This is a genomic window from Micromonospora sp. NPDC001898 (assembly GCF_042891255.1).
In the GTDB taxonomy this organism is placed as follows: domain Bacteria; phylum Actinomycetota; class Actinomycetes; order Mycobacteriales; family Micromonosporaceae; genus Micromonospora.
This window is the reverse complement of sequence record NZ_JBIATC010000002.1, coordinates 532,736-555,302: the sequence shown is the minus strand read 5'-3', so window position 1 is coordinate 555,302 and position 22,567 is coordinate 532,736. Positions and strand designations below refer to the sequence as shown.

Here is a 22,567-nt window from a genome sequence, read left to right as displayed (position 1 = left end):
CGAGCGGCACAACCCAGAACCGGAGGCCACTCGTGACCACCGTCGCACCCAAGCCGGTCGTGACCCGGCCCTGGCCGGTACGAGAGCCGGTCAAGGGGTCGGCATTCTCGCGGCTGCTGCGCACCACGGACGCGAAGCAGATCGGGATCATGTACATGATCACCGCGTTCGTGTTCTTCATGATCGGCGGCCTGATGGCGCTGATCATGCGGGCCGAGCTGGCTCGCCCCGGGCTGCAGTTCCTGTCGCCGGAGCAGTACAACCAGCTGTTCACGATGCACGGCACGATCATGCTGCTGTTCTTCGCGACGCCGGTCGTGTTCGCCTTCGCGAACTACGTGGTGCCGCTCCAGATCGGCGCCCCGGACGTGTCGTTCCCGCGGCTGAACGCCTTCGCCTACTGGCTCTACCTGTTCGGCGGCCTGATGGCGACCGGCGGCTTCCTCACCCCGGGCGGCGCGGCGGACTTCGGCTGGACGGCGTACACCCCGCTGAGCACGGTCGAGCACTCGCCGGGTGTCGGCGCCAACATGTGGGTCGTCGGCCTGGCCATCTCCGGTCTGGGCACGATCCTCGGCGCGGTGAACCTGATCACCACGATCCTGACCCTGCGCGCGCCCGGTATGACCATGTTCCGGATGCCGATCTTCACCTGGAACATGCTGGTCACCAGCCTGCTGGCGATCCTGATCTTCCCGCTGCTGGCCGCCGCGCTCTTCGCGCTCGCCGCGGACCGGCTGCTCGGCGCGCACGTGTACGACCCGGCCACCGGTGGGCCGATGCTGTGGCAGCACCTCTTCTGGTTCTTCGGGCACCCCGAGGTCTACATCATCGCGTTGCCGTTCTTCGGCATCATCTCCGAGGTCATCCCGGTCTACTCCCGTAAGCCGATCTTCGGCTACAAGGGTCTGGTCGCCGCGACCATCGCCATCGCCGCCCTGTCGATGAGCGTGTGGGCGCACCACATGTTCTCCACCGGCCAGGTTCTGCTGCCGTTCTTCAGCTTCCTGAGCTACCTGATCGCCGTCCCGACCGGTATGAAGTTCTTCAACTGGATCGGCACCATGTGGCGGGGCCAGATCACCTTCGAGACGCCGATGCTCTTCGCCGTCGGCTTCCTGGTGACCTTCCTCTTCGGCGGCCTGACCGGTGTGCTGCTGGCCAGCCCGCCGCTCGACTTCCACGTGCACGACTCGTACTTCGTGGTGGCGCACTTCCACTACGTGCTCTTCGGCACGATCGTGTTCGCCGTCTTCTCCGGGGTCTACTTCTGGTTCCCGAAGATGTTCGGCCGGATGCTCGACGAGCGGCTGGGCAAGATCCACTTCTGGCTGACGATGATCGGCTTCCACACCACCTTCCTGGTGCAGCACTGGCTCGGTGCCGAGGGCATGCCGCGCCGGTACGCCGACTACGCGCCTCAGGACGGCTTCACCACGCTGAACATGATCTCCACGATCGGCGCCTTCATCACGGGCATCTCGACCCTGCCGTTCCTCTGGAACTGCTGGAAGTCGTACAAGACCGGCCCGGTGGTCGAGGTCGACGACCCGTGGGGTCACGGCAACTCGCTGGAGTGGGCGACCAGTTCGCCGCCCCCGCTGCGCAACTTCGACCGGATGCCGCGGATCCGCTCCGAGCGCCCGGCGTTCGACGCGAAGTTCCCGGAGCTGGCCGCCGGCCAGAGCCTGGCCGGCCCGCCCGAGGGCGGCGCGAAGCCGCTGACCAGCGAGTCCAACGGTGGCGCCAGCTACCAGGAGGACACCGCCGGGAACCTCGACCAGCGCTGACCCACACCGCACCGTACGACGGGCGCCGCACCCCACCGGGGTACGGCGCCCGTCGTTTCGTCCGGTGGTGCGTCGTCATCCCGTGCTGTCCGGCCCGGTGACGCCGTCGCGGCCCGCCCGCTCTTCCGGCCCGCCCGCCTGTCCGGCCCGCCGACCGGCCCGGTGGGGCGTCACGACTTGCCGTATGTCGCGGCTTCCGGGGCGGGGGTGGACGCGATGTGCGGGACATGAAGTTGATCAGGCCGGGCCAGCCCGCCGCCGCCCGCGGCGGCCGGGGCGGGGGCGCGGCGGTGGCGCAGCTCGGCGGGCAGCACGGCGGCGGCGATCAGCAGGCCGATCGCGCCGGTCACCACGAACCCCCACCAGGGCGCGGAGGCGTCGATCACCGCACCGGACAGCGGGGCGCCCAGCGCGATGCCCACGGTCACCGCGGAGCCGTGCAGGCCCATCGCCTCACCACGCACGGCGGCCGGGACCAGCCGGCTGACCGCGTCGGCGGTGGCGGCGAGGGTCGGCGCGCAGAGCATGCCGGCCGGGACCAGCGCCAGGCTGAGCAGCCACCAGTGCCCACCGCCCAGCCCGACCGGGAGGGTGCACAGGCTGAGGGCGGCCACCAGCGCCAGCGGGGACACCTGCCGGCTGACCGCGCCGTACGCGAAGCCGCCGGCCAGCGAGGCGACCGCCCACGCGGCGAGCACCGCGCCCGTCCAGCCGACCTCGCCGCCGGCCCGCAGCACGGCGACCACCGCGACATCGGTGCCGCCCAGCACCAGCGTGCCGGCGAGGCTGGCCACCAGCAGGGCGACCAGCCGGGCCGTCAGCCACTCCCGGCGGGGCACCCGGCGGTGCTCGCGGGGCGGCTCGTCGGTGGCGCGGGTGGGCGGGTTCAGCAGCCAGAGGGCGATGCCGGCGGCGACGACGCCGGCGCCGACCGCGTACAGGGTGAACCGGGCGGACACGGCGGTGGACAGCGCCACGGCGAGGGCCGGGCCGACCATGAACGACAGCTCCATCGACATCGAGTCGAGCGCGTACGCCGGGCGACGCCGCTGCGGCGGCACCAGCGCCGCGATCGACTGCCGGATCACCGAGAAGATGGGCAGGGCGAGCAGCCCGGCGACGAACGCGGCCGGCAGCAGCACCGGATAGGGCAGCGCCGGCGCGGTGGACCAGAAGATCCCCTCGGCGACGGTGGTCAGGGCGAGCACCGGGCGCAGGCCGTGCCGGTCCACCAGCCGGCCGAGCAGCGGGCCGCCCAGCGCCGCGCCCACGGTGGTGGCCGCCCCGACCAGGCCGGCCGCCCCGTATCCCCGGCCGAGGTCGAACACCACGTGGAAGGTGATGGTCACCCCGGTCGCGGTGAGCGGGACGCGGGCGAGCACCGACACCAGCAGCAACGACCGGAGACCGGGCAGGGCGAGCACCTGCCGGTAAGGCTTCATGTTCACGACGGTCCGTACCTCCGGCGACATCCTCGTCCCCGGGTACGACACCCGCCAGCGGTTTACCGCCTCAGGCGGCCCGGATCACCGGCTCGCCGTGCATGGCAACCCCGGCACCCTCCATCGCGCGCAGCGCGACGTCCAGCGTCTCCGGTGCGACGGCGGCGGTCAGGTCGAGCAGCACGGTGGTGGCGAACCCCTCCCGCGCGGCGTCCAGCGCGGTGGCCCGTACGCAGTGGTCGGTGGCGATGCCGACCAGGTCGACGCGGTCCACCCCCCGGGCGCGCAGCCAGTCGGCCAGGCACTCGCCGTCGTCGGCGTGCCCCTCGAAGCCGGAGTACGCAGCCGCGCGCTCGCCCTTGTGGAAGATCGCCTCGACCGGGCCGGTGGTCAGCTCCGGGTGGAACTCCGAGCCGGCCGTGCCGACGACACAGTGCACCGGCCAGGAGCCGATGTAGTCCGGCGGGTCGCCGAAGTGCGCGCCCGGGTCCACGTGGTAGTCCTTCGTCGCCACCACGTGGTCCCAGCGGTCGGGATCGGCGGCGAGCAGCCGGGAGATCCCGGCGGCGACGCCCGCCCCGCCCGCCACCGCGAGGGAACCGCCCTCGCAGAAGTCGTTCTGCACGTCGACGATGATCAGCGCGTTGGCCATGTCAGGGGTGCTCCTTCGCGGTGCGGGTGAGCGGGGCGGCGGGCGGGGCGGTGGGCGCGGGTCAGCCGGCGGGGACGACGGTCACCGGGATCGCCGGGTCGCCGGCGGAGAGCTTCAGGCCCTCCCACGGGATCGAGATGAGGCACTGCCGCAGGTGCTCCCGCGACTCGTCCAGCGTCGGCAGGTCGACCGGCTCGCCGCCGGCCACGTACGACCGCTGGAGCAGCCGGTCGTGCGACTGCCGGTCCGGCACGCCCTGCGGGACGACGACCTCCTCGGTCGCGGTGCCGGTCGGCTTGTGCCGGCGGACGGCCACCTTCCGGCCGCCGATCGTGGCCTTGTGCTCCGAGCGCTTCACCACCGGCCGCCCCGCCACCTCGACCAGCTTGTAGACCAGGCCGGCGGTGGGCGCCCCGGAGCCGGTGACCACGGCCGTGCCCGCGCCGTACATGTCGACCGGCTCGGCGGCGAGCGTGGCGATGGCGTACTCGTCGAGGTCGCCGGAGACGATGATCTTCGTCTCGGTGGCGCCGAGGGAGTCGAGCAACTCGCGGGACTGCTGGGCGATCACCGTCAGGTCGCCGGAGTCGATCCGGATCGCGCGCAGCTCCGGCCCGGCGACCTCGATCGCGTTGCGGATGCCCTGGCTGATGTCGTACGTGTCGACCAGCAGCGTGGTGTCCTTGCCCAGCGTGGCGACCTGGGAGGCGAACGCCGCCCGCTCGTCGCCGTGCAGCAGGGTGAACGCGTGCGCGGCGGTGCCGGCGGTGGGGATGCCGTACCGTTCGCCGGCGGCCAGGTTCGAGGTGAACCGGAACCCGGCCAGGTACGCGGACCGCGCCGCGGCGACCGCCGCCTCCTCGTGGGCCCGCCGGGAGCCCATCTCGATCAGCGTCCGGCCCCGGGCCGCAGTGACCATCCGGGCAGCCGCCGCGGCCACCGCGCAGTCGTGGTTGAGTACCGACAGCACCAGCGTCTCCAGCACCACGCACTCGGCGAAGCCCCCGGAGACGGTGAGGATGGGGGAGCCGGGGAAGAACAGCTCGCCCTCGGCGTACCCGTCGATGTCGCCGGTGAAGCGGTAACCGGTCAGCCACTCGGCGCCGGCGTCGTCGACCACCCCACCGCGGCGCAGGAAGTCGACCTCGTCGGCCGAGAAGCGGAAGTCGCGGATCATGTCGATCAGCCGGGTGGTGCCGGCGACCACTCCGTACCGGCGCCCGGTGGGCAGCCGGCGGCTGAAGACCTCGAAGACACACGGGCGGTCGGCGGTGCCGTCCCGTAGGGCGGCGCTGACCATGGTCAGCTCGTAGTGGTCGGTCAACAGCGCGGGGCGAAGGGTGCTCACCTGACCAGCCTAGAGTTCACTGCGCGGGCTCGCCCTCCTGGCCCGGGTACGACCGCAGTGCGGAACGCAGCTCGGCGCGGCCGGTCACCCCGAGCTTGCTGTAGACGTGTTGCAGGTGGTTGTCCACGGTCCGGCTGGACAGGAAGAGCCGCTCGGCGATCGCGCGGCTGGTCGCGCCCTGCGCGGCGAGCCGCGCGACCTCCCACTCCCGGTCGCTGAGGGCGGGCTGCCCGAGCCGCAGCGCCGGGGTGTCGACCTGGTCGCACCTGCCGAGGAGTTCGCCGAGGCGTGCGTGGGCGGCGGAGGCCGAGCTGGACCGGCGCCGCCGCAGCCGGCGAGTCGCCGCCGCGGTGGCCTCGGCGGCGTACACCCGCAGGTCCAGCCCGGCGAAGCCGTCGGCCACCGCGAGCAGCTCGTCGGCCGAGTTGCTGGCGGCGGCCCGGGCGCACCGGGCCAGCAGCGACGGCAGTGGGCCGTCGACCCGCTCGGACAGCTCGGCCAGCCGCTGAGCCACCGTCCGCCGGCTGCCGTCGCCGCAGGTCGGCCCGACCCGGGCGGTCGCCTGGCCCAATCGGACCAGGTCGTGCAGGACGAGCACCTCGTGCCCGGCGAACCCGTCGTCGCGCAGCCGGTCGGCCAGCGCAGCGAGGTGCTTGGCGGCGCCGGCCGGGTCGCCGGCGGTGGCGAGCACCGCTCCGCGGGCCTGCTCCAGCCAGGGATAGAGCACCGCCATCCCCGGGGCGTGGGTGCGGTCCGCCTCGGCCATCGCCTCGGCGGCGTGCGCGGCGTCGCCCCGAAGCGCCGCCGCCTGTGCCCGCTCGGCGTGCGCCAGGCCCGCGTACACCCGGCTGGTGGCCAGCACCGCGCACGCGCCGAGGCTCGTCCTCAGCGCCGTGCCGCTCTGGCCGCGCAGCCGCGCCGCGTACGCCTGGAGGATGGCCAGGTAACCGGTGCCGAGCCGGAAGTCGCCCGCGCCGGCGAGGTCGGCGAACTCGTCGGCCACGATCGCGTCGATGCCGGCAAGGTCGCCGGCGAGGGCGAGCCGGGTCCCCCGGGCCAGCTCCAGGGCGAGTTGCAGGTACGGCATGTCGCCGCGCCAACGGGCCATCTCGGCCTGCACCTGGTGGATCGCCGCGCCGCTGAGGGCGAGCTGTCCCTGGGCGGCCTGGAGATGCGCCAGGGTGCACCGGGCGAGCTCGCGGGCGGCCACCCCGGCGGCCGGGCGGTCCAGCACTGCCCGGGCCAGCCGCACCGCCGGGCCGGTGTCCAGCCGATGCAGCCGCATGATCGCCTCGAAGGCGTTCACCCGGGCCTGGTCGGTGGCGTCGGTCAGCTCCCCGGCCCGCGCCGCGATCTCGTCCACGGTGGACTCCTGGCTCAGCCCCCAGTAGCTGACCATGCCCCGCACGGTGAGCCACCGGCTGTGCCGCCCTGCCTCCGCCGCGTCGTCGGCGGACGCGTCGAGCATCACGATCGCCTCCTCCGGCCGGTCGGCGAACATCAGGAGGGTGGCCAGCAGCTCTGCGGCGTCGAAGCCCCCGTCGGCGTCCAGCGCCGCCCGGGCCAGCCGGGTCGCCAGCGGCACGTCGTACCGGGCGAACGCCTGGGCGGCGGCGTCCAGCAGCAACGCCGGTTCCTGCGCGGTGCCGGAGTCCAGCCGCCACACCGCCACCCGCAGCAGGTCGTCGCGGCGTCGCGTGCCCACCGCCTCCACCAACTCGGCCAGTCGGGCCTGCAACCGTCGGGTGCGGCTGACCGGGCAGCGCCGCCGCATCATCTCGCCGTAGAGCGGGTGCGCCAGCCGAACGTCGGTGCGGCGGTCGTTGCGTTCCACCGCGATCAGGCCGCGCTCCTCGGCGGTCTCCACGTCGGCCGGCTCCACCGCCTGTCCGAGCAGGTGCAGCCCGAGCGGCTCGCCGAAGGCGACCAGCTCCAGCACCGCCCGGACCCCGGGGGTGAGCTGCCCGATCCGGGTGTCGATCAGCTCGGTGAGGGTGGGCGCCAGCGTCAGCCGGCCGGTCCACCGCCACATCCCGTACGTGCAGGTCAGCTCGCCGGGCGGGGCGGCCATGACCAGCTCGCGCAGGAGCAGCGCGTTGCCGCCGGAGAGCCGCCACAGCCGGTCGGCGGAGCACTGGTCGACCGGGCCCTTGAGGATGGCGGCGAGCAGGTCGGTGGTGTCCGTCAACCCGAGTGGGGCCAGCTCCACGTGGTCGACCAGGCCATCTGTCCACAGTGCCCGGATCGGCAGCGGCAGCTGTTCGCCGTCACGCAGCGTCCCGACCACGGTGGCGTTCTCCGCGCGGCCGATCAGGTGCACGAGCGCGGCCGACGGCGGGTCGAGCAGGTGCGCGTCGTCGACCGCCAGCACGATGTGCCGCCCGGCGGCCTGCTGCTGCAACTGGTGCACCGCCCAGCGCAGCACGCCCGCCGGTGAGAGCCCCTGCGGCTGTTCGGCCGGGAGCAACTGGACCAGCCCGCCGAACGGCAGCGCCGCCGTGGTGGCGCTGGCCGAGACGGTCCAGACGGCGTACCCGTCGGTGGGGACCCCGGCCAGCGCCTCGCGCAGCAGCCGGCTCTTGCCGACGCCGGCCGACCCGCTGTAGAAGAGCCCGCGCCCGTCGGCGCCGGTCGCCGCTGCCAGCAGGCGGTCGAGTTCATCCCTGCGGCCGACGAACTCCCATCGACTCATCGGGGCAGCATATCGACCGCAACCGGTACGCGTGCGCGCCGTGACGCTCCGAAGTTGAGTAATCTGTCGATCAGCGCTGAGTATTCGCTCTGCGGGGTTCATGTTCGCGCCGGCCGTACTCTTTTCCGCATCCGGAGTGTCCCCACCGGACAGATCACGCGGCCGGGCCCGAGCACGGCCGCCTCACCGGGAGGCAGCCTGATGCAGCCGGGTCCACTCCCCTCGGCCGACGTGTCCGATGAGCCGAGCGGGCCGGCCGGCCCGCTGCGGTGCGGCCCGACACCCACCCGGCTCGGGGTGACCGAGGCCCGGCCGGACGACCCGCTCGCCGTGGTCGCCGCCGGGCCGGCCGGCGCCGCCCGGCGTGACGTGCTCGCCTCCCTGCTGGGGATCGCCCCGGGGATGCTCGCCGTCCCGCCCGGGAGCTGGCTGCTGGTCGACCACGCCCGGGTGCCGACCCGGGCCGCCTACGTGCCCGGCTACCGCCAGCCGCACGCGTACGCGCCGGACCAGTCGGCGGCGGGCCCGGCGCTGGCCCGGCCGCCGCGCCGGGTCGAGCTGACCGTCGCCGAGCCGCTGCTGCGGCACTTCACCGTGGTCGACACGCCCGACACCGACACGCTGGGCCTCGCCGGCGGGCGGGTGCTGCTCGACGCCGTCGGCCGGGCCGGGGCGTTGCTGTTCGTGATCGCGGCGGACCAGGCGTTCACGGCCGCCGAGCTGCACCTGCTGGCCGAAGCCGCCCACGCCGCGGCCGAGGTCTTCTTCGTGGTGACGCCCGGCGTCTCGGGTTGGGCCCCGCCCCCGAGCGGGCGGCCGGGGGCCGGGTCGGGTCGACCGGACGGGCCCGGGGCGTGCGGACGGGTGACGAGCAGCCGCCGGGACCCGGCGTGGACGGATGGCACGGGGGCTGCCGTCCCGACGGGTTCCGGCGGCCGGGCCGGCCGACCGCCGACGCGGTCCGCGCAGTCGGGTGGGCCGGTGGATCCGTGGCCGGACCTGCTGCCGACCGAGCCGCACCCGGTCGACGCGGCCGACCCGGTCGAGGTGGTGCTGGCCGCGCGCCGTGCGGTGCTGCTCGCCGCCGTGCCGGCCCTGGCCGTGGCCCACTGGTACCCGGCCCGGCCGGACGACGTCGGCGCGCTTCGGCGGGCACTGGTGGGCTGGGCCGCCGACGAGGGGCTGCGCCGGGCCAGCGCCCGGTCGCCGGTGCTGCCCGGGACGCACGGCCGGATCCCGGTGTCGCCCGGCGCGGAGACGACCGGGTGGGCCGAGCAGCTGGACCGGCAGGCCCGCTCCCGGGCCCAGCGCATCCGTCAGCACGTCGCCCTGGAGCTGGCCAACACCCACCTGCGGGTGGTGCAGGAGATCGTCTTCGGGGTCGGCTGCGCCGGCCTGCCGCAGCTGCTCGACCGCGAGCTGGAGGCGCTCTCCCTGCTCGCCACCGCCCAGTGTGACGAGGCGGTGCGGGCCCTGCTCGACGATGCCGCCGGGCGGGTCCTGGGCGCCCCGGTGCCCGAGGGGGTCCGGCGGCGGATCGGCAACGCCGTCCGCTGGGGGCTCGGCGACCACCCGGCCGGCCGGGACCTCGACCGGGTGCTGCTGGTCACCAGCACCGCCGGGGTGGCCGAGGTGGCCGGCGCCGGTGCGGTGGACGCGGTCTCCGGCTACCCGGGCGGGGAACGTGTCGAGGTGCTCCCGCCGGTCGCCGTGGCGCTCTCCGGCGGCTGCTGGCAGCACTGGCGCAGCCCCGGCAACGACGACCCGGGCGGCGCCCGGTCCTGGGCGCAACGGGCGCTGCGCGAGGTCGAGCTGGAGCTGACCCGGGACATCTCCCAACGCTTCCAAGCCGTCCACCGCTCGCTCGGCGCGGTGCTCTCCGAGGCGGTCGACCACGGCATCCTGCTCGCCTGACGCCGGCCCGGACCGGCCGGTGGGGCCCCGACGGGGTCCTGCCGGGCCGGCCCGCGCGCCGGTCGTCGGGGCGGCTCCGGCTGATGATCCGGACCCGTCCGGCGTTCCGGTTCATCGCTTCCCGGCAACCGGTGGCACGATGGGGGGCATGGCGGCTCCGCAGGTTGCACCGGTCGAGACGCCGGCCACCGAAGAGGTGCCGGCTTCCGACCGGCCGTGGGTGACGATTGTGTGGGACGACCCGGTGAATCTGATGTCGTACGTGACCTGGGTCCTCCAGAAGTTGTTCGGGTACAGCCGGGAGAAGGCGGAGAAGCTCATGCTGGACGTGCACCACAAGGGCCGGGCGGTGGTCTCCAGCGGTGCCCGGGAACGGATGGAGCACGACGCGGCGCAGCTGCACGCGTACGGGCTGTGGGCCACGGTGGAGCGGTCGTGAGCATGTTCCGGCGCCGGGGCGACCGGTACGTCGCCACCCTCGCCGTCGACGAGGTCCGGGTCCTGCGCAAGGTGGCCTCCGAGGTGGTGGGGCTGCTCACCGACGGCTTCGACCACTCCGACCCGGTGCTGGGCCGGCTCTTCCCCGAGGTCTACCCGGACGACTCGGCCGGGACGGCGGAGTTCCGTCGGTACACCGAGGGTGACCTGAAGACCGGCAAGATCGACCAGGCCGGGGCGATCCTCGCAGCCCTGCCGGACTCCTCGGGCGGCGAGGTCCAGCTCGACGCCGAGGCGGCCGAGGCGTGGCTGCGGGCGCTCAACGACGCCCGCCTGGCGATGGGCGTCCGGCTGGAGGTCAAGGACGGCACGGACCTCGGTGCGGAGCTGGACGAGGCGGTCGCCGCCGACCCGTCGTCGAGCCGGGTGTTCCAACTGTCGGTCTACGCGTACCTCGGGTATCTCCAGGAATCCCTGCTCAACGCCATGCTCGACTGAGCGTGACCGCCGCCACCCTCGGATGGGCAGGTGGAGGGGCTAGGCTGGACGGCGTGCTGAGCATTGACCGGTCGATCATCGACGCGATCGTCGCCCACGCCCGCCGGGACCACCCGGACGAGGCGTGCGGCGTGGTCGCCGGTCCCGCCGGCGGCGACACCCCGATCCGGCACATCCCCATGGCGAACGCGGCCCGCTCCATGACGTTCTACGAGTTCGACTCGATGGAGCAACTCCGGCTGTGGCGGGAGATGGACGACCGCGACGAGGAACCGGTCGTCATCTACCACTCGCACACCGCGACCGAGGCGTACCCGTCGCGTACCGACGTCTCCTTCGCCGGCGAGCCCGGCGCGCACTACCTGCTCGTCTCCACCCGCGAGCCCGACACCGAGGAGATCCGCTCCTACCGGATCGTCGACGGCGTGGTGACGGAGGAGCCGGTCCGGATTGTGGACGCCGCCGTGGACCCGAACGCCGTCCAGTCCTACATGTTCGGGCAGAGCCCGGCGACGGTCGACTACGAGTGTTCCGACCGCTGATTCCAGCGGCATCGCGGCATTCATTCCTTCCCGTCACCGAGCAACCGCACATCCGGACAAGGAGCACGACACACCATGGCCATCGAGGTTCGTATCCCCACCATCCTGCGCAGCTACACCGGCGGCGCGAAGGTCGTCGAGGGCACCGGCGACACGCTCACCGACCTGCTCGCCGACCTGGACTCCCGGCACGCCGGCCTGCGCGGCCGGCTGGTGACCGAAGCCGGCGTGCTGCACCGCTTCGTGAACGTCTACGTCAACGACGAGGATGTCCGCTTCCTCGGCGCGCTCGACGCCAAGCTCAACGACGGTGACAGCGTCACCATCCTGCCGGCCGTGGCCGGCGGCGCGTTCGGCTTCGCCGCGGCGGCGGCGATCGCCTCGCACACGGTAGCCACGCGCGCCGCCGCCGTCCGCTGAGGCGGGGCGGCGATGGCGCGGTACGACAGCCTGTTGGACGCCTGCGGCGGCACGCCACTGGTCGGGCTGCCCCGGCTCTCGCCGACGGTGCCCGAGGGGGCGCCGCCGGTGCGGCTCTGGGCCAAGCTGGAGGACCGGAATCCGACCGGCAGCATCAAGGACCGGGCGGCCCTGTTCATGGTCCGCCGGGCCGAGTCCGACGGCCGGCTCCGCCCGGGCGACACCATCCTGGAGCCGACCAGCGGCAACACCGGCATCTCGCTGGCCATGGTGGCAAAGTTGCGGGGCTACCGGGTGGTCTGCGTGATGCCGGAGAACGTCTCGACCGAGCGGGTCCAACTGCTCCGGATGTACGGCGCGGAAATCATCTTCTCGCCGGCCGCCGGCGGCTCCAACCAGGCAGTCGCCACCGCCAAGCAGATCGCCGCCGAACACCCCGACTGGGTGATGCTCTACCAGTACGGCAACGAGGCGAACGCCCGGGCGCACTACGAGACCACGGGGCCGGAGCTGCTCCAGGACCTGCCCACGATCACCCACTTCGTGGCCGGGCTCGGCACCACCGGCACCCTCATGGGCACCGGGCGCTACCTGCGCGAGAAGGTCGAGGGCATCCAGGTCGTGGCCGCCGAGCCCCGCTACGGGGAACTGGTCTACGGGCTGCGCAACATCGATGAGGGGTACGTCCCGGAGCTCTACGACGCCACCGTGCTGTCCCGGCGCTTCTCCGTCGGCACCAGGGACGCCGTGCTGCGTACCCGGCAGCTCGTGGAGGTGGAGGGGATCTTCGCCGGCTTCTCCACCGGGGCCATCCTGCACGCCGCCCTGGCGGTGGCGCACGAGGCGGTCCGGGACGGCCGCCGGGCCGACGTCGCGTTCGTGGTCTGCGACGGCGGCTGGAAGTACCTCAGCACCGGCGCGTACGGCGGCACCCTCGCCGACGCCGAGGAGGCCCTGGAGGGGCAGCTCTGGGCCTGAGGACGAGCCTGACGGCGCCGACGGGCCGTGACCGGGTGACCGGTCCGGCCCGTCCGTCGTCTCCGTCCGGCAGCGGCTGCGGGTGTCACGTTGATGACAACTTCCACTAGATGATTCTTGCCCCGGCGTGCGCCAGCGTAGGCTGCGCAGCGTGTCGTACACGTCGATGAAGATCATGGACGGGACGGCGGCCGACGTGACGACTACGGTTCGTGACAGCGGGACAACCACATGCGACTGACCGTTCTCGGCTGCGCCGGGAGCTTCCCCGGCCCCGACTCCCCGTGCTCGGCCTACCTGGTCGAGACCGACGGTTTCCGGCTGCTGGTCGACTTCGGCCCCGGCGCGCTGTCCACCCTCCAGCGCTACGCCGGGCTGCACGCCCCGGACGCCATCCTCCTCACCCACCTGCACTGCGACCACATGCTCGACGCGGTGTCGTACGTGGTGGTGCGCCGGTACGCCCCGGACGGCCCGTGCCCGCCCCTGCCGGTGTACGCCCCCTCCGGCGCGCCGGACCGGCTGGCGCTGGCCTACGGGCAGGAGGACAGCACCGTCGAGGATGTCTACCAGTTCTACGGCCTCGAACCGGGCACGTTCCCGATCGGCCCGTTCACCGTCACCGTCGACCGGATGAACCACCCCGTCGAGACGTACGGGGTGCGGCTCGAGCACGACGGCCGGGTGCTCTGCTACTCGTCCGACACCGCGCCGTGCGAGGCGCTGCTGCGGCTGGCCCAGGACGCCGACGTCTTCCTCTGCGAGGCGAGCTACCTCGACGGGGTGGACAACCCGCCGGACCTGCACCTGACCGGCCGGGAGGCCGGCGAGGCGGCCACCAAGGCGGGGGTGGGTCGACTGTTGCTGACCCACCTGGTCGCCGCGTGGGGCAGCGAGGCGCTCACCGTCGAGGCGGCCGGCGCCGCGTACGACGGGCCGCTGGAAGTGGTCCGCTCGGGCGCCTGCTACGACGTCTGACCGACCTCGGCCTGTGGCGGGCCCGGACAGCGGGACACCCCGGGGCGGTTCGATCACCGCACCGCATAGGGTGCAGGCATGGCGCGACCTGACGGGCGGCGGCCCGACCAACTCCGACCGGTGACCCTGACCCGGGGCTGGAGCACCCACCCGGAGGGCTCCGTGCTCGTCGAGTTCGGCGAGACCCGGGTGCTGTGCACGGCCAGCGTCACAGAGGGGGTGCCCCGTTGGCGCAAGGGCTCCGGGCTCGGCTGGGTGACCGCCGAGTACGCGATGCTGCCCCGGGCCACGAACACCCGCTCGGACCGGGAGAGCATCAAGGGGCGCGTCGGCGGGCGGACCCACGAGATCTCCCGGCTGATCGGCCGCAGCCTGCGGGCCGGCATCGACCTCAAGGCGCTCGGCGAGAACTCGATCGTGCTGGACTGCGACGTCCTTCAGGCCGACGGCGGCACCCGCACCGCAGCGGTCACCGGCGCTTACGTGGCGCTGCACGACGCGGTGAGCTGGCTGGCCGCCCGCAAGTCGCTGGCCGGAAAGCCGGAGAAGGTGATGCACCGCTCCGTCGCCGCGGTGAGCGTCGGCGTGATTGCGGGCGAGGCCCGGCTGGACCTCTGCTATGAAGAGGACGTGGCGGCCGAGGTCGACATGAACGTGGTCTGCACCGGCACCGGCGAGTTCGTCGAGGTGCAGGGGACGGGGGAGTCCGGGGTCTTCGCCCGGGACCAGCTCGACGCCCTGCTCGACCTGGCCGTCGCCGGCTGCGCGGAACTGGCCGAGGCCCAGCGGAAGGCTCTCTCATGAACAAGGTGCTGCTCGCCACCCGTAACCGGAAGAAGCTGATCGAGCTCCAGCGGATCCTCGACGGCGCGCTCGGCGCGCACCGCGTCGCACTGCTCGGCCTCGACGACGTCGAGGACTACCCGGAGCTGCCGGAGACCGGCCTGACCTTCGGCGAGAACGCGCTCATCAAGGCGCGGGAGGGCTGCCGGCGCACCGGCCTGGTCACCATCGCCGACGACTCCGGCCTCGCCGTCGACGCCCTCAACGGGATGCCGGGGGTGTTCAGCGCCCGCTGGGCCGGCCGGCACGGCGACGACCGGGCCAACTTCCAGCTCGTGCTGGACCAGATCGCCGACCTGCCCGACGACAACCGGGGCGCGTCGTTCGTCTGCACGGTGGCGCTGGTGCTGCCCGGCGGCAAGGAGCACCTGGTCGACGGCCGGCAGGCCGGCCGGCTGCTGCGCGCGCCGCGCGGCGAGGGCGGCTTCGGGTACGACCCGATCTTCCTCGGCGACGGCCAGGAGCGCACCAACGCGGAGCTGACCCCGCCGGAGAAGGACGCGATCAGCCACCGGGGCAAGGCGCTGCGCGAGCTGGCCAAGCTGATCGCCAAGGTCCTCCCGCCGGCGGCCTGACTGCGGGCGACGGATCGCCGGGGGCGGGTCGTGCCGGGTGCCCGGCTTGCGCCACCCCCGGCGGTCAGCCGAGCGGGCCGATCTCCCGCTCGATCGCGGCCCGCAGCTCCGGGCCGGCCACCACGGCCCGGGCCGCCTCCATCAGCGGGGCGAGGAACACGTCGGGCCCCGGCTCCCCGGCCGCCTCGCCGAGCGCGGCCAGGGCGGCCCGACCGGCCGGCGACGGCGTCAGCGGGGCGCGTAGCTGGAGCCCGCGTACGGCGGCCAGCAGCTCCACCGCGAGCAGGCTGGTCAGGTTGTCCAGCACGGTGAGCAGCTTCTTCGTCGCCGCCCAGCCCATCGAGACGTGGTCCTCCTGCATCCCGCTGGTGGGCAGCGAGTCCACCGAGGCGGGTGCGGCCAGCCGGCGGTTCTCCGCGACGATCCCGGCGGCCGTGTACTGGGCGATCATCAGCCCGGAGTTGACCCCGGCGTCGGGGGAGAGGAACGCCGGCAGCTCCCGGGACCGGGTCACGTCGAGCAGCCGGTCCACCCGCCGCTCGGAGATCGCCCCCACCTCGGCGGCGGCGATGGCCAGGAAGTCGGCGGCGAAGCCGAGCGGGGCGCCGTGGAAGTTCCCGGTGGACTCGACCCGGCCGTCCGGCAGCACCACCGGGTTGTCCACCACGGACACCAGTTCCCGGTCGGCCACGGTCCGGACGAAGTCCAGGGTGTCCCGGGCCGCGCCGGCGACCTGCGGCGCGCAGCGCATCGAGTACGCGTCCTGCACGGCATGCGCCAGGTCGTCGCGGTGCGAGTCCATCACCGCCGACTTCTGGAGCAGCCGGTGGATGTTCGCCGCCGACGCCGACTGGCCGGGGTGCGGGCGGATCGCGTGCAGCTCCGGCAGGAACGGCCGCTCGGAGCCGAGCATCGCCTCGATGGCCAGGGCGGCCGTCACGTCGGCCATGGCGAACAGGTGCGCCGCGTCGTTGATGGCCAGCAGCAGCATGCCGAGCATGCCGTCGGTGCCGTTGATCAGGGCCAGCCCCTCCTTGGCGGCCAGCTCCAGCGGGGTCAGCCCGGCCTCGCGCAGCGCGTCGGCGGCGTCGAGCCGCTCGCCGGCCGGGCCGAGCACCCAGCCCTCGCCGAGCAGCACCAGCGCGCAGTGCGCCAGCGGGGCCAGGTCGCCGGACGCGCCGAGCGAGCCGTGCTCCGGCACCCAGGGGGTGACGTCGTGGTTGAGCAGGTCGACCAGGGCCTCGGCGACCAGCGGGCGGACCCCGGAGCGGCCCAGCGCCAGCGAGCGGACGCGCAGCAGCATCATCGCCCGGACCACCTCGCGCGGCATCGGAGCGCCCACCCCGGCGGCGTGCGAGCGGATCAGCGCGTGTTGCAGCTCCGCTCGCCGCTCCGGCGCGACGAAGGTGTTCGCGAGGGCCCCGAAGCCGGTGGAGACGCCGTACACGGGCCGGCCGGCGGCCTCGATCCGGTCCACGATGGACCGGCTGGCCGCCATCGCGTCCACGGTGGACGGGGCGAGGACGACCCGGGCGCTGCCTCGGGCCACGGCGAGCACGTCGGCGGGGCAGATTCCGGTGGGCTGGACGGTCACGATCGACATTGCGGCACTCCGTTGTGCAGAACCTGGTGGATCAGGGGGACACCGGGCCGGTAGGCCAGGTGCAGGTGCGATGGGGCGTCGAGGATGGTCAGGTCGGCCCGGGCGCCGGGCCGCAGCACCCCGATGTCGGTGCGGCGCAGCGCCCGCGCGCCCCCGGCGGTCGCGGCCCAGACCGCCTCCGCCGGGGTCATCCGCATCTCGCGTACGGCGAGGGCGACGCAGAACGGCATCGACGAGGTGTACGACGAGCCGGGGTTGCAGTCCGTCGCCAGGGCCACGGTGACGCCGGCGTCGAGCAGCCGGCGCGCGTCCGGGTACGGCGAGCGGGTGGAGAACTCCGCCCCGGGCAGCAGTGTGGCGACGGTGGCCGTCCCCGACCCGTCGGGCGCGGTCGAGTCGGCGAGCGCGGACACATCCGCGTCGTCGAGGTGGGTGCAGTGGTCGACGCTGGCCGCCCCCAGCTCCACCCCGAGCCGCACGCCCGGGCCGGGGCCGAGCTGGTTGGCGTGCAGCCGCACCCCGAGCCCGGCCGCCTGCCCCACGGTGAGGATGGCCCGGGCGTGGTCGGCGTCGAACGCGCCCCGCTCGCAGAACACGTCCACCCAGCGGGCGTACGGGGCGGCGGCGGCGAGCATCGGCCCGCACACCAGCCCCACGTAGTCGTCGGGGCGGTCGGCGTACTCGGCGGGGACGACGTGCGCGCCGAGGAACGTCGTCTCCTCGCTGGCCTCGGCGGCGATCCGCAGCGACCGGGCCTCGTCGGCGACGGTCAACCCGTACCCGCTCTTGATCTCGATCGTGGTGGTGCCCTGCCGCATCGCCTCGCCGACCAGCCGGCGCACGGTGGCCCGCAGCGTGTCGTCGGAGGCCGCCCGGGTCGCGCCGACCGTGGTCCGGATGCCCCCGCCGGTGTACGGCTGGCCGGCCATCCGGGCGGCGAACTCGGCGGCCCGGTCCCCGGCGAACACCAGGTGGGCGTGGCTGTCCACGAACCCGGGCAGCGCCGCCGCCCCCCCGGCGTCGATCCGCCGGTCGGCGGCGGGCGCGTACCGGGCCGGGCCGACCCAGGCGACGTGCCCGTCCTCGACCAGCACAGCCGAGTCGCGGCGCAGCCCGAGCGGGCTGCCGTCGCCGGTGCCGGCGACGTTGGTCACCAGCTCACCGATGTTGTCGACCAGCAGGCTGCTCACCGGGTCACCGCCCCGATCGCGGTACGCAGCTCGCGCGGCACGTCCACCCTCAGGTGCCGCCCGTCGGCGACCACCTGCCGGCCGTCCACGACGACCGAGGCGACGTCGGCGGCGGTCGCCGCGAAGAACGCCCCCACCGGCGGCACCCCGGCCGTGCGGGCGCTGTCCAGCCGTACGGTGACCAGGTCGGCGCGGTCGCCGACGGCGATCCGGCCGGCGTCGCGCCAGCCGAGCGCGGCGTGCCCGGCGACGGTCGCGGCGGCCAGCAGCTCGGCCGGGGCGAAGTGGCCACGCCGCCGGGTACGCAGCCGCTCGTCCAGCTCCACCGCGCGGGCCTCCTCGAACAGGTCGACGACGGCGTGGCTGTCGCTGCCCAGGCTCAGCGCGACGCCCGCCTCGGCCAGCCGGCGGGCCGGCCCGATCCCGTCGGCGAGGTCCCGCTCGGTGGTGGGGCAGAGGCAGACGCCGGTGCCGGTGTCACCGAGCAGAGTCACGTCGGCGCTGGTGGGATGGGTGGCGTGCACGGCGACGGTGCCGGGGCCGAGCACCCCGTGGTCGGCCAGCAGTCGGGCCGGCGTGCGGCCGTGCGCGGCCCGGCAGGCGTCGTTCTCGGCGGGCTGCTCGGACAGGTGCAGGTGCAGCGGCGCCCCGCGCCGGTCGGCCCAGCCGGCCACCGTGGCGAGCTGCTCCGCCGGCACGGCGCGGACCGAGTGCACGGCCGCCCCGACCAGCGCGCGCCCGGTGCCGCCGGCCTGCCCGGTGCCGCCGGTTCGTTCGACGGTGTCGGCGAGAGCCGAGGCCCGGTCGGCCCAGCGCAGGGCGTCGCCGTCGCCGAACCGCCGCTGCGGCCCGGTCAGCGGCTCCCCGTCCACCGTGGCGGTCAGGTAGCAGGCGTCCAGCAGGGTGAGCCGGATCCCGGCCTGCGTGGCGGCCTCGACCAGGGCTGCCCCCATCGCGTTCGGGTCGGCGTACGGCGTGCCGTCGGGGCCGTGGTGCAGGTAGTGGAACTCGCCGACGCAGGTGACCCCGGCCAGCGCCATCTCGGCGTACGCGGCCCGGGCCAGGGCCAGGTAGCTGTCCGGGTCGAGCCGGGCCGCCACCTCGTACATGACATCCCGCCAGGTCCAGAAGTCGCCCCGGCCGCCGTGGGTGCGTCCGCGCAGCGCCCGGTGGAACGCGTGCGAGTGGGCGTTGGCCAGCCCGGGCAGGGTCAGCCCGGGCAGCCGGGTGGCATCGCCGAGCACCTCCACCCCGGCTGTGGGCGTGCCCGTGCCGCCGAGCGGGGTGACGGCGGTGATCCGGCCGTCCTCGGCCTCGATCAGCACGTCGGCGGTCGGCTCGGCCCGGTCGGGCAGCCACGCGTACTCGGCGAGCCAGCGGGTCGGGGTCATCTCTTCCGCCCCCTTTGGAGCTGCCCCGTCTGCGCTACCGCGCCCAGCGACCGCGACCGCGAGGGTGCCAGCGACGGCGACGGCGACGGCGAGGGCGAGGGCGAGGGCGACGGCGAGGGCGAGGGCGAGGGCGAGGGCGACGGCGAGGGCGAGGGCGAGGGCGAGGGGCGAGGTGCCGTACCCGGCCTCTGCCCCGTCTGTGCGGGCAGCTCCATAGGGCCCGGGGTGTGTGGGCCGCCTCGGGTGGGGTTCCCGCCGGCTGGCGTGCGGGGGCCGGTTCGGGTGGGGTTCCCGCCGGCTGGCGTGCGGGGCCTGCCCGCGGCGTCCCCGCCGGCCGGCGTGTGTCGGGCCGGCCCTGGGTTCGTGGCCGGCCCGGCCGCCGGAAGCTGGATCAGACGCATGTCAGCTCCTCCAGGACCCGGGCCAGGGCGGCGACCCCGGCGGCGCAGTCGGCGTCGGTGGCCGCCTCGGCGGGGGAGTGCGACACCCCGGTCGGGTTGCGCACGAACAGCATCGCGGTGGGCAGGTGCCCGGCCAGCACCCCGGCGTCGTGACCCGCCCCGGTCGGCAGGACCGGCGCGCCCAGCAGCGCCGCCAGCCGCCCGCCGAGGCCGCCGTCGAAGGCGACCAGCGGGGTCGCCGACTCCTCGGTGAGGGTGACCTCCGTGCCGTCCCGGCCGGCCCGTTCGGTGGCCTTGGCGCGCACCGCGTCGACCAGGCCGGTCAGCGTGTCCGGCTCGGCCGCGCGGGCGTCCAGCCAGCCGGTCACCTTCGACGGGATCGCGTTGGTGGCGTTCGGCTCGACCCGGACCCGACCGACCGTGGCGTGCGCGCCGCGCAGCCGGGCCTCCTTGTTCGCCGCGAGCACGGTGAACGCGTACGTGAGCATGGGGTCGCGGCGGTCGGCCATCAGGGTCGTACCCGCGTGGTTGCCCTCGCCGTGGAAGTCGAAGCGCCAGCGGCCGTGCGGCCAGATGGCGCTGGCGACCGCGACCGGCGCGTCACACTCGACCAGCGCGCGGCCCTGCTCGACGTGCAGCTCCACGAAGCACGAGAACCCGCCCAGCAGGTCGGGCCGTGCGCCTGCGGGCCGGTCGCCCAGCGCCTCGGCCAGGCTGACCCCGTCGGCGTCGCGCAGGCCGGCCGCACGGCCCGGGTCGAGCGCGCCGGTGAGTAGCCGTGACCCCAGGCACGGTACGCCGAACCGGGCACCCTCCTCCTCGGCGAACGCGGCCACGACGAGGGGACGGACCGGGGTCGCCCCGGCGGCGCGCAGCTCGTCCACGGCGAGGAACGCGCTGACGATGCCGAGCGGCCCGTCGTACGCGCCGCCGTGCGGCACCGAGTCGAAGTGGCTGCCGGTCAGCACCGCGTCCCCGGCGGCCGGGTCGCCCCAGCGGGCGAAGAGGTTGCCGTTGCCGTCGGCGGTGACCGGCATGCCCCGGCTGGCGGCCTGCGCCCGGAACCAGTCGCGCAGCGCCAGCTCCGGCTCCGTGAACGAATACCGCAGGTAGCCGCCGCTGCCAGGGTCCCGGCCGACCGGGGCGATGGAGTCCCAGAGCAGCCGGAACCGGCCGGCCAGGTCCGCGAGGTCCGCGTGGTTCGCGGAGTCCGCCGTCATGCCTGGCCCTCGGCCATCGGCACCCGCACGCCGGTGTGGTCGGCGACCTCGCGGGCGGCGTCGTAGCCGGCGTCGACGTGCCGGATGACGCCCATCGCCGGGTCGTTGGTGAGCACCCGCTCGATCTTCTGCCCGGCCAGCGCGGTGCCGTCGGCGACGCAGACCTGGCCGGCGTGGATGGACCGGCCGATGCCGACCCCGCCGCCGTGGTGGATGGACACCCAGGACGCCCCGCTGGCGGTGTTGACCAGCGCGTTGAGCAGCGGCCAGTCGGCGATCGCGTCGGAGCCGTCGGCCATCGCCTCGGTCTCCCGGTAGGGGCTGGCCACGCTGCCGCAGTCCAGGTGGTCCCGGCCGATGACGACCGGCGCGCTCAGCTCGCCGGAGGCGACCATCTCGTTGAACCGCACCCCGGCCTTGTCCCGCTCGCCGTAGCCGAGCCAGCAGATCCGGGCCGGCAGTCCCTGGAAGGCGACCCGCTCACCGGCCAGCCGCATCCACCGGGCCAGCGACTCGTTCTCCGGGAACAGGTCGAGGATCGCCCGGTCGGTGGCGGCGATGTCGGCCGGGTCGCCGGACAGCGCCGCCCACCGGAACGGGCCCTTGCCCTCGCAGAACAGCGGACGGATGTACGCCGGCACGAAACCGGGGAAGTCGAACGCCCGCTCGTACCCGCCGAGGCGCGCCTCGCCCCGGATCGAGTTGCCGTAGTCGAAGACCTCGGCCCCCGCGTCGAGGAAGCCGACCATCGCCTCGACGTGCCTCGCCATCGAGGCCCGCGCGCGGTCGGTGAACTCGGCCGGCTTCGCCCGCGCGTAGTCCCCGGCGTCGGCCGGCTCCACCCCCTCCGGCAGGTACGACAGCGGGTCGTGCGCGCTGGTCTGGTCGGTGACGATGTCGATCTCCACGCCCCGGCGCAGCAGCTCGGGGAAGACGGTGGCGGCGTTGCCCACCACGCCGACGCTGAGCGCGCGGCGGTCCCGCTTCGCGGCGAGCGCCCGCTCCACCGCGTCGTCCAGGGAGTCGGCGACCTCGTCGAGGTAGCGGTCGTGGACCCGGCGTTCCAACCGGGTGCGGTCCACGTCGACGATGAGACACGCGCCGCCGTTCATGGTGACCGCGAGGGGCTGGGCCCCGCCCATCCCGCCGCATCCGGCGGTCAGGGTCAGCGTCCCGGCCAACGTCCCGGAGAATCGTTTCGCGGCGACGGCGGCGAACGTCTCGTACGTGCCCTGGAGGATGCCCTGGGTGCCGATGTAGATCCATGACCCGGCGGTCATCTGCCCGTACATGGTCAGGCCGAGCTGCTCCAGGCGGCGGAACTCCGGCCAGGTGGCCCAGTCGCCGACCAGGTTGGAGTTGGCCAGCAGCACCCGGGGCGCCCACTCGTGGGTGCGCAGCACCCCGACCGGGCGGCCGGACTGCACCAGCATCGTCTCGTCCTCGCGCAGGTCGGTCAGCGTGCGCACCAGCGCGTGGTACGACGGCCAGTCCCGCGCGGCCTTCCCGGTGCCGCCGTAGACGACCAGGTCGTCGGGGCGCTCGGCCACCTCCGGGTCGAGGTTGTTCATCAGCATCCGCAGGGCGGCCTCCTGCGGCCACCCCCGGGCGGTCAGCGCGGTGCCACGGGCGGCGTGGACGGGCTGGGACAT

19 protein-coding genes are annotated in these 22,567 nt (G+C 74.4%); 10 read left to right on the top strand and 9 right to left on the bottom strand.

Translation table 11 applies throughout. From position 1 onward, the window contains the following. The first annotated feature begins 32 nt into the window (after positions 1-32). Entirely contained in the window at positions 33-1,790 is a 1,758-nt protein-coding gene (gene ctaD / locus ACFYZF_RS07145) for a cytochrome c oxidase subunit I (protein ID WP_387016822.1), read from the top strand. Between the two features lie 170 nt (positions 1,791-1,960). Here the strand turns inward: ctaD and ACFYZF_RS07140 are convergent, their stop codons facing one another. The 4 genes from ACFYZF_RS07140 to ACFYZF_RS07125 all read right to left on the bottom strand — a co-directional run bounded on the left by ACFYZF_RS07140 (position 1,961) and on the right by ACFYZF_RS07125 (position 7,924). Beyond that, positions 1,961-3,262, bottom strand: a complete 1,302-nt coding sequence (locus tag ACFYZF_RS07140; protein ID WP_387016821.1) for an MFS transporter — start codon at positions 3,260-3,262, stop codon at positions 1,961-1,963. Between the two features lie 40 nt (positions 3,263-3,302). Beyond that, complete coding sequence (locus ACFYZF_RS07135; protein WP_387016819.1) at positions 3,303-3,884, bottom strand: isochorismatase family protein; 582 nt, start codon at positions 3,882-3,884, stop codon at positions 3,303-3,305. A 61-nt stretch (positions 3,885-3,945) separates the two neighbouring features. Further along, positions 3,946-5,232 (bottom strand): nicotinate phosphoribosyltransferase, encoded by a 1,287-nt coding sequence (locus ACFYZF_RS07130; RefSeq protein WP_387016817.1) that lies wholly within the window; start codon positions 5,230-5,232, stop codon positions 3,946-3,948. Positions 5,233-5,248: 16 nt separating this feature from the next. After that, the gene (locus tag ACFYZF_RS07125) at positions 5,249-7,924 is read right to left on the bottom strand and encodes a LuxR C-terminal-related transcriptional regulator (protein ID WP_387016815.1); all 2,676 of its coding nucleotides are present in this window, start codon (positions 7,922-7,924) and stop codon (positions 5,249-5,251) included. A gap of 231 nt (positions 7,925-8,155) precedes the next feature. On the opposite strand from ACFYZF_RS07125, the gene ACFYZF_RS07120 reads away from it, so the two are divergent. From ACFYZF_RS07120 to rdgB, 9 genes are all read left to right on the top strand, one after another. Beyond that, positions 8,156-9,838, top strand: a complete 1,683-nt coding sequence (locus ACFYZF_RS07120) for a hypothetical protein (protein ID WP_387016813.1) — start codon at positions 8,156-8,158, stop codon at positions 9,836-9,838. 148 nt (positions 9,839-9,986) lie between these two features. Then, entirely contained in the window at positions 9,987-10,277 is a 291-nt protein-coding gene (clpS, locus tag ACFYZF_RS07115; protein ID WP_350886347.1) for an ATP-dependent Clp protease adapter ClpS, read from the top strand. 2 nt (positions 10,278-10,279) lie between these two features. Next, positions 10,280-10,774, top strand: coding sequence for a DUF2017 domain-containing protein (locus ACFYZF_RS07110; protein ID WP_201753431.1), 495 nt, complete (start codon positions 10,280-10,282; stop codon positions 10,772-10,774). A 53-nt stretch (positions 10,775-10,827) separates the two neighbouring features. Then, positions 10,828-11,316 (top strand): Mov34/MPN/PAD-1 family protein, encoded by a 489-nt coding sequence (locus ACFYZF_RS07105; RefSeq protein WP_387016811.1) that lies wholly within the window; start codon positions 10,828-10,830, stop codon positions 11,314-11,316. Positions 11,317-11,391: 75 nt separating this feature from the next. Then, positions 11,392-11,736: a MoaD/ThiS family protein gene (locus ACFYZF_RS07100; RefSeq protein WP_387016810.1), complete on the top strand. Its 345-nt coding sequence runs from the start codon at positions 11,392-11,394 to the stop codon at positions 11,734-11,736. Positions 11,737-11,748: 12 nt separating this feature from the next. Then, positions 11,749-12,714, top strand: coding sequence for a PLP-dependent cysteine synthase family protein (locus tag ACFYZF_RS07095; protein ID WP_387016809.1), 966 nt, complete (start codon positions 11,749-11,751; stop codon positions 12,712-12,714). 231 nt (positions 12,715-12,945) lie between these two features. After that, on the top strand, positions 12,946-13,692 hold the full coding sequence (locus ACFYZF_RS07090; RefSeq protein WP_387016808.1) for an MBL fold metallo-hydrolase: 747 nt from the start codon (positions 12,946-12,948) through the stop codon (positions 13,690-13,692). Positions 13,693-13,770: 78 nt separating this feature from the next. Next, a complete protein-coding gene (gene rph / locus ACFYZF_RS07085; protein WP_387016807.1) occupies positions 13,771-14,496 on the top strand; it encodes a ribonuclease PH in 726 nt (241 codons plus the stop codon). Next, on the top strand, positions 14,493-15,110 hold the full coding sequence (gene rdgB / locus ACFYZF_RS07080) for an RdgB/HAM1 family non-canonical purine NTP pyrophosphatase (RefSeq protein WP_387016805.1): 618 nt from the start codon (positions 14,493-14,495) through the stop codon (positions 15,108-15,110). The genes rph and rdgB overlap by 4 nt, the downstream gene beginning before the upstream one ends. Before the next feature lie 64 nt (positions 15,111-15,174). On the opposite strand, the gene hutH is transcribed toward rdgB, so the two are convergent. The 5 genes from hutH to hutU all read right to left on the bottom strand — a co-directional run bounded on the left by hutH (position 15,175) and on the right by hutU (position 22,567). After that, positions 15,175-16,713 (bottom strand): histidine ammonia-lyase, encoded by a 1,539-nt coding sequence (hutH, locus tag ACFYZF_RS07075; RefSeq protein ID WP_387016804.1) that lies wholly within the window; start codon positions 16,711-16,713, stop codon positions 15,175-15,177. Further along, the gene (gene hutI, locus ACFYZF_RS07070) at positions 16,701-17,903 is read right to left on the bottom strand and encodes an imidazolonepropionase (RefSeq protein ID WP_387016802.1); all 1,203 of its coding nucleotides are present in this window, start codon (positions 17,901-17,903) and stop codon (positions 16,701-16,703) included. The genes hutH and hutI overlap by 13 nt, the downstream gene beginning before the upstream one ends. Continuing rightward, the gene (locus ACFYZF_RS07065; RefSeq protein ID WP_387016800.1) at positions 17,900-19,294 is read right to left on the bottom strand and encodes a formimidoylglutamate deiminase; all 1,395 of its coding nucleotides are present in this window, start codon (positions 19,292-19,294) and stop codon (positions 17,900-17,902) included. The genes hutI and ACFYZF_RS07065 overlap by 4 nt, the downstream gene beginning before the upstream one ends. A 391-nt stretch (positions 19,295-19,685) precedes the next feature. After that, positions 19,686-20,915, bottom strand: coding sequence for an allantoate amidohydrolase (locus ACFYZF_RS07060; protein ID WP_387016798.1), 1,230 nt, complete (start codon positions 20,913-20,915; stop codon positions 19,686-19,688). Beyond that, the gene (gene hutU / locus ACFYZF_RS07055) at positions 20,912-22,567 is read right to left on the bottom strand and encodes a urocanate hydratase (RefSeq protein ID WP_387016796.1); all 1,656 of its coding nucleotides are present in this window, start codon (positions 22,565-22,567) and stop codon (positions 20,912-20,914) included. The genes ACFYZF_RS07060 and hutU overlap by 4 nt, the downstream gene beginning before the upstream one ends.

Excerpts from the sequence above, each read along its gene's own strand:
- ACFYZF_RS07140 (WP_387016821.1), bottom strand. The coding sequence starts at position 3,262 with ATGTCGCCGGAGGTACGGACCGTCGTGAACATGAAGCCTTACCGGCAG.
- rdgB (WP_387016805.1), top strand. The coding sequence starts at position 14,493 with ATGAACAAGGTGCTGCTCGCCACCCGTAACCGGAAGAAGCTGATCGAG.
- ACFYZF_RS07135 (WP_387016819.1), bottom strand. The coding sequence starts at position 3,884 with ATGGCCAACGCGCTGATCATCGTCGACGTGCAGAACGACTTCTGCGAG.
- ACFYZF_RS07110 (WP_201753431.1), top strand. The coding sequence starts at position 10,280 with ATGTTCCGGCGCCGGGGCGACCGGTACGTCGCCACCCTCGCCGTCGAC.
- rph (WP_387016807.1), top strand. The coding sequence starts at position 13,771 with ATGGCGCGACCTGACGGGCGGCGGCCCGACCAACTCCGACCGGTGACC.
- ACFYZF_RS07090 (WP_387016808.1), top strand. The coding sequence starts at position 12,946 with ATGCGACTGACCGTTCTCGGCTGCGCCGGGAGCTTCCCCGGCCCCGAC.
- ACFYZF_RS07060 (WP_387016798.1), bottom strand. The coding sequence starts at position 20,915 with ATGACGGCGGACTCCGCGAACCACGCGGACCTCGCGGACCTGGCCGGC.
- ACFYZF_RS07095 (WP_387016809.1), top strand. The coding sequence starts at position 11,749 with ATGGCGCGGTACGACAGCCTGTTGGACGCCTGCGGCGGCACGCCACTG.
- ACFYZF_RS07125 (WP_387016815.1), bottom strand. The coding sequence starts at position 7,924 with ATGAGTCGATGGGAGTTCGTCGGCCGCAGGGATGAACTCGACCGCCTG.
- hutH (WP_387016804.1), bottom strand. The coding sequence starts at position 16,713 with ATGTCGATCGTGACCGTCCAGCCCACCGGAATCTGCCCCGCCGACGTG.
- clpS (WP_350886347.1), top strand. The coding sequence starts at position 9,987 with ATGGCGGCTCCGCAGGTTGCACCGGTCGAGACGCCGGCCACCGAAGAG.
- ACFYZF_RS07065 (WP_387016800.1), bottom strand. The coding sequence starts at position 19,294 with ATGACCCCGACCCGCTGGCTCGCCGAGTACGCGTGGCTGCCCGACCGG.
- ACFYZF_RS07100 (WP_387016810.1), top strand. The coding sequence starts at position 11,392 with ATGGCCATCGAGGTTCGTATCCCCACCATCCTGCGCAGCTACACCGGC.
- hutU (WP_387016796.1), bottom strand. The coding sequence starts at position 22,567 with ATGTCCCAGCCCGTCCACGCCGCCCGTGGCACCGCGCTGACCGCCCGG.